This is a genomic window from Tepidibacillus infernus (genome assembly GCF_048898065.1).
In the GTDB taxonomy this organism is placed as follows: Bacteria; Bacillota; Bacilli; order Tepidibacillales; family Tepidibacillaceae; genus Tepidibacillus_B; species Tepidibacillus_B infernus.
Genome location: NZ_JBLWFI010000001.1, coordinates 1,384,496 through 1,394,769 on the forward strand (window position 1 = coordinate 1,384,496; position 10,274 = coordinate 1,394,769).

A 10,274-nucleotide genomic window follows, 5' to 3' on the forward strand; every position below is an offset into this window, starting at 1 on the left:
TATTTTACCATACAAGAAAGTATATCATCATTTTATGCTTTAGGTAAAAAATTTTTATTTTTTTGAAACCTTTTCCAAATGTAAATCGTCTATTAGGGTGAAGGGAAAAAATACAAGGAGAGGAGTTATGGAATGAAAAAAGGAACAAAAGCAATTCTATCTGTTTCACTAGCAAGTGCGTTAGTCTTTACTTCCTTCCCAGCTTTAACTTTTGCCGCAGAAGAAGTTATCCCATCTACAATGACTCAAGCAGAAAAAATTGCTGTCACTTCAGCGAAAATTCAAAAAGACGAAGCGATTGAGCTTGCTAAAAAGTATGTAACGATCCCAGATGATTACAAGCTTAACAGTGTTAATTTTTCTTCCAATTGGGGTTATCCCAATAGAGCAGCATGGAGCCTATATTGGAGACTAGAAGAGAATAACCAGACAAAGGCACACATATCCGTAACAATTGATGCAAACGAAGGTATACTATTATCACTAGATAGTTATCAGTACAAAGAATCTCCTTCAATGTACCCTGCGAAAGTAAGCCTAGAAGAAGCAAAGAAAATTGCGGATGAATATGTTAAAAAAATCTATCCAGATCTCTTAAATCAGGTTGAAGTCGATCCTAATTTTCTCGCCAATTACCAACCCCCATTAAATGGACCTGTTTATTACTCTTTCCCCTATCGTCGAATGGTAAATGGGATTCCATTTAGTGACCAAAGCATTTATGTACAAGTCAATGGGGATGGGGAAGTCACCAATTTCAATTATAACTTTACTGGAGACATTGAATTTGAGGATGCTGATCAATATCTTACAGCTGAAGAAGCAAAAGCTAAATTTGCAGAACAATTTAACATTAATCTTTCTTTTATTCTTCCATATCGACAATATGAAGGGAATGGTACAGCTTACTTAGCTTATACATCCTTAGAACCTCAATACATCAATGCAAAAACAGGTGAAACCTTCTATTTACCAGGCCAGCCTAAAGCAGTGGATGCATCAACATTTAAGCCCATCGTAGATCAACCATTAGCTTCTGCACCTAAAGAAGGTAAGGAATTGACAGAAGAACAAATTACAAAAATCGCTGAAGATTTAATCAAGAAATTCTCAGTAGACGATCTAAAACTTCAAAGCCTCTATTATAATTCTAACTACTATCCAAGTGGTCATGCTGCATGGAATATTTCCTTCGCAAATGAAGATAAACGGTCTTATTCCAGTATGGCGATCGATGCGATAACAGGCGAACTTCTCAGCTTCTATATGGATGATTATATTGCGACAAAAGATACAGATAAGAATAAACTCACTTATGAACAAGCTAAACAAGTAGCAATTGATGCTGTTAAAACCTTCTCACCTTCTAAAGCCCATGAGGTTTATCTACAAGATGTAGAAAATACAGAACTAATGTCACAAGAAGGTCGTGCATACTTTAACTTTAGACGTCTTGTTCATGGTATTCCGACTGATCGAGAAAACATCAATGTGAATGTAAATTTAAAAACTGGAAAAGTAACGAACTATGATTCCTATTGGGGAGTTGTGAATTATCCAAAAGAATTACCCAAAACCATAGATATGGAAAAAGCTAAAGAAATCATGTTAAGTAAGGTAGATTTAGAGCTTGTCTATTTTGCTCCATATCCTTCCTATACAATCTATGGAAAGCCCACCTCACAAGAACAAACGAGAAAGGCTTACCTTGTTTACCGGCCAAAGGATACAAATATGTATAAATACAATTATGCCCCTACTTTCCTTGATGCCACAACAGGTGAATGGAGAAGTAGAGAAGATGGCTCAATTATCCAAGATAAAGTGCAACCTGTAGATATTAAAGGCCACTGGGCAGAAAAAGAGCTTCAAGTGATGGTGAATTACAAAGCATTGGATGTAAAAGACGGTAAAGTCCTTCCTGATGCCAACATCACCCGTGGTGAATTGATTAAAATGTTTATCATGGCACAAAGTGGTGGCAACTATTATCCATATATTGACACGAGAGGCCAACAAAGCTTTAAAGATGTAGGTAAAGAATCTGCTTACTATGCTTTTATTGAAGATGCGGTAAGACGTAACCTCATTACCATAGATAAGAACAAAGAATTTAAGCCAGATGAAGGAATAACTCGCGAAGAATTGGCTCAATTTGTCGTAAAAGCATTAGGATATGACAAGTTAGCGCAAACAAAAGGATTGTTCGCAATCAAATTTAAAGATCAGGATCAATTAAAATACCCTGGCCATGTTGCGATTGTGTCTGCTCTTCAGATTATGAATGGAGATGGTACCAACTTCAAACCGAACGAGAAAGTTACTCGTGCTGTTGCAGCAAAAGCTTTCTATCGTTTCCTTGAAGTTAGAAACAACTATCGAGAAAACCCACAATATTATTATTAAAATGAGAAAAGCTTAGCGGAGAAAAAATCTCTGCTAAGCTTTTTTGCTAGGCATTTCTTTTACGGGATGATATATCAATCCATACGGCTAATAATAAAACCAATCCTCTGACAATGAGCCTTTCTGTTGTACCTACATCTAGTAACAGCATACCGTTATTCAAGGTAGACATGACTAAAGCACCAATGATTGCACCGATGATTGTACCTTGTCCCCCTAATGTACTTGTACCACCAATAATTGCTGCTGCAATAACATCAAGTTCCATCCCTTGCCCTGCCGATGCAGCTGCTGATCCAACTCTAGCCGTATATATAATACCACCAATGGCACCAAGAATACCTGAAGAAATAAATATCCATAATGTTCGTTGTCTAATATTAATCCCTGATAATTTGGCTGCTTCTTTATTACCACCTATTGCATATACGTGTCTACCGAAGGTTGTTTTTGTTGTGATGAACGTATAGATACTACCAATCACCATTAAAATCAAAATTGAATAAGGAATTCCTAAATAAAGTGCCATAATTAAAAAGATAACCGTTATTAATGATGTAATTAAACCAATCTTAAGAAGAAACAATTTTAAAGGTAAAATTTCAAACCCATAATTGATTCGTTCTTTTCTTCTCTTTATTTCATACCACAAATAACCTATAACGATTAAAACCAAAAATATAATTGTTGTATCATGTGGAAGCAAATCTTTTGGTGAATTTTCTACAAAAAGTGTTGGAATATAATCTTGGCCGATTTTGTTAAAGGTGTTGCTTGTTGCAATGGTTTCTCCTTTTGTAACCCCCAATAATAATCCATTAAAAATCATCATTCCAGCCAAAGTGACGATAAAAGCAGGCACATCTCTATAAGCTACCCAATATCCTTGCCATAATCCTATAAGTGCACCTATAGCTAATGTAACTACAATTGCGGGTACAACACCTAGTCCATAATTTGCTTGAAGAATAGCTGCAATCGCTCCTGTAAGGCCAACAACTGCACCAATGGATAGATCAATGTGACCGGCAACAATCACTAATACTGTGCCACTTGCAAGAATTGCAATATGAGCTGTTTGCATAAATAGAGTAGATAAGTTTCTTGGGGTGAAAAATACATCATTTATCATAGAAAAAATGAACATGATACCGATTAAAGCAATAAACATCGTATATTGTCTTATATTGTTTCTCATTGAAAACTTGATGATTTCTAATGAGGTTTGACTTCCAGATTTTGTTGTCATTCTAAAGCCTCCTTTAAATCCCAGCAGTTTATTCATTTATACCACCAGTTGCATAATGCATAATTTTCTCCTGGCTTGCTTCCTTCCAGTCCAATTCAGCCGTTAATTTTCCTTCATGCATAACAAGAATTCGATCACTTATCCCTAATATTTCAGGTAACTCGGAAGAAATCATGATAATGCTTACCCCTTGATCAACTAGATCATTCATAATATTGTAGATTTCATATTTTGCTCCCACATCTATTCCTCTGGTTGGCTCATCCAGTATTAAAATTTTTGGGGTAGCCATAAGCCATTTAGAGATCACTACCTTTTGCTGGTTTCCACCGCTTAAATTCTGAGTTTTTTGTTCAATAGAAGGAGTTTTAATTTTTAGAAGCTCTACATAATGATTTGATATTCTAATTTCTTCATTCTCATTAATTCCTCGAATATTAGAAATTTTATTTAGACTGGCTAGGGTAATATTTTCTTTTATATCCATCATTAAAACTAATCCTGTTTTTTTTCGATCCTCTGAAAGGTAACATAATCCTTTTACAATTGATTCTCTAGGATCTTTAATCGTTTCTTTTTTACCATCAATATAGATCTCTCCAGATTTATTAACTCCATAAGCTCCAAATAAACTCATCATTAACTCCGTTCTACCTGCTCCCATTAATCCAGCAATACCAAGAATTTCTCCTTTTCTTGCTGTAAAACTGATACGATCAATGGTTTTTTTATCTGGAAGTTCTGGATTATAAACCGTCCAATCTTTAACCTCCAAGACTACTTCACCAGGAATGTGTTCTTTTCTTGGAAAAAGTTGGGTAAGCTCCCTGCCAACCATTCCAGTTATCATTTTATCTATTGTGAAGCTATCCTGATTAGGATAAGTTCCAATGGTTTTTCCATCTCTCAAAATGGTAATGGTATCAGCAATCTCTTTAACTTCTTTTAGTTTATGGGAAATATAAATGCAGCTAATCCCTTGTTCTTTTAATTTTCTTATAATATTTAATAGATTTTCTGAATCATCTTCATTAAGCGCTGCGGTAGGTTCATCGAAGATCAGTATATTTACATGTTTAGATAATGCTTTAGCTATTTCTACCAACTGTTGTTTCCCGATTCCTAAATTGATCACTTTTGTATCTGGGTTTTCAGATAGTCCGATTTCTTTTAATAACTCTTTAGTTTTAAACATCGCCTTATTCCAATTGATTACACCATGTTTTGCAAATTCATTTCCTAGATATATATTCTCAGCGATTGACATTTCCTTTATTAATGCTAATTCCTGATAAATGATACCAATACCAGCCGCTTCGCTATCCTTAATAGTTTGGAATTTTTGTTCCTTGCCGTTCAATAATATTTTTCCTTTATAGCTTCCATAAGGATAAACACCGCTTAAAACCTTCATCAACGTTGATTTTCCAGCTCCATTTTCCCCAACCAATGCATGGATTTCCCCTTTTTTTACTTTAAAATCCACATTGTCAAGGGCTCGTACTCCAGGAAATTCTTTTACGATATTAATCATGTCTAACACATAGTCGTTCATTTGAATCTTTCATCCTTTCTAAAAGATAGAGGAATAACCTGTCAGCTATTCCCCAATCCACAAACATACATAAACTATTTCAAATCATTTTCACTAATATATCCACTTTCAACTAACACCTTAACTAAATTGTCCTTAGTTACGACTTGTGGTTCAAGTAGTACAGATGGGACATTGATCTTACCATTGTCTACTTCGCCATTCGTTTCAACTTTTTGACCGTTAGCTAGTTGGATGGCCATTTCAATAGCTTTTTTACCTAGTTCTCTTGTATCTTTGAAGATCGTCATGGACTGAGTACCCTCCATGATTCTTTTTGCGGCTGCTTTCTCTGCATCTTGCCCTGTAATTGGAACACTACCAGCGAGCCCTTGGGCGGCTAATGCCTGGATCGCAGCACCTGCAGTCCCATCATTTGGTGCAAGAATGGCATCAACTTGATTGTTATTTGCAGCTAATGCAGCTTCAACTATCTTTAAAGCATTTTCAGGTACCCAGTTTTCTACTGCTTGTTCAGCAATAACTTGAATCTTGCTAGCATCAATCAGTGGTTGAATGTATTTCATTGCTCCTTCTTTAAATAGCTTTGCATTGTTATCTGTTGGAGCACCTGACATGATGATATATTTACCTTCCGGTACTTTTTCTGTTATATATTTACCTTGTAACTCTCCAACCTTTACATTATCAAATGATAAATAATAGCCTAGTTTCTCTGTATTCGTAATTAAACGGTCATATGAGATTACCGGAACTCCTTCATTTGTTGCCTTTTCTACTAATGTTGCAGCTGCTGAAGCATCATGTGGAGCTAAAATTAACACATCAATACCTTGAGTTAACAAGGATTCAACTTGTGAAATTTGTTCTTGCATATTTGCATCAGCCACTTTAACGATTAATTCTATACCTGCTTCTTTAGCAACCTCCTCCATTTTTTCTTTATCTCTTACCCATCTTTCCTCTCTTTGTGTAGGTAAAGATATCCCAACTTTGATGGTTTTACCGGTATCACTGACCTTTTCCCCAGTACCATTGGTCGTTGTAGTTTCTTTACTGCCACAACCCGTAAATAATGTTACAATCATAATAACAGCCAGCAAGAATAATAAAATTTTACTTTTTTTCATCTTGACGCCTCCTCATCATATTTGAGATATGTAAGCGGTTTCTCAACTGGTTAAATCATATCCTTTTATCTCATTTTTTACCTTAGTCTTTTTTAAGCAAATGCTATAATATTTTGCTGAGATGATTTTGTAACAAAAAAGAAATGTATTTTTTTATGACAAAAAAAAACAGACCTAAAATGTTAGCCTGTTTATCCGTTCTTTTATTCAAGATTCCTATATACCGCATTTCGTAAATGGAAGCCATCTTTGATAATGGTCTCATCAATATTATCCTTCGTGACAGCAATAGGCTCCAGTGAGTAATAGGGAACATCATATTTACCATTAAATATCGTCTCTTCTATTTCTAAATTTTCTCCTTTTGCCAATTTAATTGCCAAACTTGCTGCTATATCAGCAAGCTTTTCTATTGGTTTGTAGACTGTCATATATTGAGTGCCTTCTACTATTCTTTGACTGGCTGCAAGGTCTGCATCCTGCCCCACCACAATGATTTTACCAGCCATTCTATATTCAGATAATGCCTCAATGGCACCCTCAGCAAGTCCGTCATTCCCTGCGATAATCGCATCTATTCTTCTCCCCTTTTGAAAATCGTTATCAACGACTTTAAACGCATATTCTTTCATCCAATTAGGTGCCCATTCTTCATTAATGATTTGTATTCTTTTATTTTTTACTAGAGGATTTAATATTTTATCATAACCTTCTTTAATCATCTTTGTGTTATGGTCACTCTTAGCACCATTGATAATCAAAATATTACCAGTTTGTATTTTGTTTAAAACATATTCTGCCATTAGTTCTCCAACTTTTACATTATTAAAAGATAAATAGACATCAATATCTGAATTCAATACTAACCTGTCATAAGAAATCACTTTTACTCCTGCTTTTTTTGCTAGTTCAACTGCGTTTGCGGCCTTCTTTAGATCATTTGGTACAATGACTAGCACATCAATCCCTTGATCTAGAAGATATTTGACTTGTTCCAACTGATCTTGGTCATCATTATTAGCGTTTTGAACGATAATCTCTTGACCCAGTTCTTTAACCTTCGCCATTAAAATATCTCTATCTCTAATCCAACGCTCTTCTTTTAAAGTGCCTAAAGAGAAGCCAATTTTAATTTTATCCTCAACCTCATTATCATTGCCCTGATTTGTACTTTGATCAGAAGATCTGGAGATTAAAGTTAAGACTGTCAGATAAATAAGTACTAATAATATCATGAGAAGCGATATGGTTATTATATTGAGAAAACTCGTCTTTTTCACCAAGATATCACCTCACCCGAACCTTTATTTTCTCTATATTCTGTCGGTGTTAGTCCTGTACTTTTCTTAAATATTTTGCTAAAGTAATTCGGATCGCTGTAGCCAACCTTGTAACCTATTTCCTTAATACTAATTGAGGTCGTCTTTAGCAATTCCTTTGATTTTTCGATCCTTAAGTCAGTAAGATAATCAACAAAATTCTTTCCAGTCGATTCTTTAAAAAATTTGCTGAAATAGTGATAACTCATATTGATCTCTTTCGCAACATCATCTAAGGTGATATTATTTTCATAATGATGATGAATAAACTGAATCGCTTCCAATATTAAGCCATTTAATTCATTTGCTCTAGACTCTTCTAAAATTATTATAAATTTTTTTAAGTAGTTCATATAGTTGATTCTAAGCTCTTGATGATTGTCAATTTTTAAAAGATTGATTAAAAAATTTTGAAGGGATGTATTGTTTTCTTCTATTTTGTAGGGAATAGTCCTTCGTAATACAATTAACAGTTCGATTAACTTTGATTTTATTTTGTCAATATCATTCTTATAATGAGTAGAGTACCACCAATAAATTTCATCAAAGGCCTCTAAAGTGCCTGTTGTATTTCCAGATAATATACTATCAATAAGAATCTGTTCTATCTTATTAGTTGAATAATCATCCATTTTGTCTATAGACATCACAACATCTTTATAGTGTGTTATTGTCTCTTCATCAGAAACGGTTGCTGCCATGATCGCTTCGTTATAAGACTTTGAAAAATGATTGGAATGATAACAATTACCCACTCCTATTCTATAATTGATTTTCATTATTTTATCTATTTTTTCAGTTACTTTCTTAGCAATGTTAATCGAATTATTTTTATGATTATCATTATTTAAATCATCCTGTATAGGGATATATGCAACAATTCTATCTAATTGTGGTGGACCAACTAAACAAAAACATTCTCTTTTAAGTTCCATACTAAAATTGTCATAAAATTTCTGTTTTAAAAAATGAGACTTCATATTTTCCTCTTTTGATAAGCTATCCGTACCATTAATTATTGCTACTATAATATAACCATAGTCTAATTTTGTGCCGAGCATTTCCTCATAAAAGGATATATCTTCTGCCAATCTACCATTTATAAGTAGGGAATAAACAAACTGGCCTTCCATAAATGGAACTACTTTATTCATTTTTTCCTTTAATAAAATTCCTTGTTTTAATTCTTCTTTCCTTAAAGAAACTTTTTCTATTATTTTTTTGATTACATCAATCACTTTTTGCTTGTTTAATGGCTTAAGTAAATAGTCAATAACACCCAAATTAATTGCATCAATTGCATAATCAAAATACTCATGGGCTGTAATAATGACAAATACAACATGATTATTTTCCGCCTTGATCTGTCTAATCGCTTCGATCCCATTGATTCCTGGCATGCGAATATCTATGAAAATGGCATCCGGCTTTAGGTCTACAGCCTTTTCAATTGCTTCTCTCCCCGATCTGGCAGTACCTACTATAGTTGCCTGATCAATAAATTTATCTACAATATACTTTATTGAATCAAGAACAATTTGCTCATCATCGACGATTAACAGTTTAATCATGATAAACCACGTCCTTATTATTTGGGATCATAAGTATAACACTCGTTCCCATATCAATTACACTCTCTATTTTAATAACTTCCTCTATATCGTAAATATTAAAGAACAAACGTAATCTGTCTATTACGTTTTGTAACCCGATACCTGTAACATGTCCCTTAGAAGAGTTGCTACGATCTGAGACAATTGCTTTTATTTCTTTTTTATTCATACCCTTTCCATTATCTCGAACTTCAATATATATTTTATTCCCCTTAGCCTTAATGCTAAGATAAATCTCACCATTTCTTTCAATATCTTCTAGCCCATGTATAAAAGCGTTTTCAACAATTGGTTGAATAATCGTACAAGGGATCTTTGCTTCAAGTATCGTTTCATCAATATCAATATTAAAAGATATTCGATCGCCAAATCTGGTTTTTAGAATGTACATATAGTTCTTAACATTAGCTAATTCATCTCTTAAGGTTACAGGTTGATCAAGCTTTCTCAATTTGTATCTGAATAATTCGGACATATTGTCGATAAATTGTGATGATTTATCTGCTCCTTCTAACATAGCTAACTGTGCTGCGGTATTTAATGTATTAAACAGAAAATGTGGGTTTATTTGTGATTGAAGTGATTTAAGCTCAGCATCTTTTAACAGACTTTTCATCTTCAGATTTTGCATTTCCTGCTCTTTCAGTCTATTTTCAATTTCAGCCTGTCCTTTTATGTCATCAATATAACTTTTGATATTGACGACCATTTTATTAAACGCTTTCACTAATAGATTGATCTCATCATTTGTTTCTATCTTCACTGGTTCAATATCAAAGTCGCCCTTTGATATTCTTTCCGCTGAATGAGACAACTCAATGATTGGTTTTGTTAAACGATAAGTAAAGAAAATAGCAAGAAAAATATTGATAATTAGCGAGGATATAATCAACAATAAATTAAGATAACTAATAAAAGACATATTTTTGGTTAGCAGTTGATATTTTGCTGATCCGTTTTGCAATTTCATATTTAAAAGATTATTAATATAAAATTTAATAT

At 33.7% G+C, this 10,274-nt stretch carries 7 protein-coding genes; 1 reads left to right on the top strand and 6 read right to left on the bottom strand.

Features of this window, described 5'->3' with window-relative positions:
* The first annotated feature begins 132 nt into the window (after positions 1 to 132).
* Positions 133 to 2,406: a YcdB/YcdC domain-containing protein gene (locus tag TEPIDINF_RS07055; RefSeq protein WP_421691621.1), complete on the top strand. Its 2,274-nt coding sequence runs from the start codon at positions 133 to 135 to the stop codon at positions 2,404 to 2,406.
* A 46-nt stretch (positions 2,407 to 2,452) separates the two neighbouring features.
* Here the strand turns inward: TEPIDINF_RS07055 and TEPIDINF_RS07060 are convergent, their stop codons facing one another.
* The 6 genes from TEPIDINF_RS07060 to TEPIDINF_RS07085 form a co-directional block, all read right to left on the bottom strand.
* Positions 2,453 to 3,655 carry a sugar ABC transporter permease gene (locus TEPIDINF_RS07060; protein WP_421691622.1) on the bottom strand — a complete coding sequence of 401 codons (1,203 nt, stop codon included), beginning with the start codon at positions 3,653 to 3,655 and terminating at the stop codon, positions 2,453 to 2,455.
* 28 nt (positions 3,656 to 3,683) lie between these two features.
* Entirely contained in the window at positions 3,684 to 5,210 is a 1,527-nt protein-coding gene (locus TEPIDINF_RS07065; RefSeq protein WP_068725140.1) for a xylose ABC transporter ATP-binding protein, read from the bottom strand.
* Positions 5,211 to 5,284: 74 nt separating this feature from the next.
* A complete protein-coding gene (locus TEPIDINF_RS07070) occupies positions 5,285 to 6,340 on the bottom strand; it encodes a substrate-binding domain-containing protein (RefSeq protein ID WP_421691623.1) in 1,056 nt (351 codons plus the stop codon).
* A 203-nt stretch (positions 6,341 to 6,543) separates the two neighbouring features.
* A complete protein-coding gene (locus TEPIDINF_RS07075) occupies positions 6,544 to 7,620 on the bottom strand; it encodes a sugar ABC transporter substrate-binding protein (protein ID WP_421691624.1) in 1,077 nt (358 codons plus the stop codon).
* Entirely contained in the window at positions 7,617 to 9,230 is a 1,614-nt protein-coding gene (locus tag TEPIDINF_RS07080) for a response regulator transcription factor (RefSeq protein ID WP_421691625.1), read from the bottom strand. Before TEPIDINF_RS07080 ends, TEPIDINF_RS07075 begins: the two co-directional genes overlap by 4 nt.
* On the bottom strand, positions 9,223 to 10,274 hold a 1,052-nt coding region (locus tag TEPIDINF_RS07085), incomplete at its 5' end, for a sensor histidine kinase (RefSeq protein WP_421691626.1). The genes TEPIDINF_RS07080 and TEPIDINF_RS07085, both read right to left, overlap by 8 nt.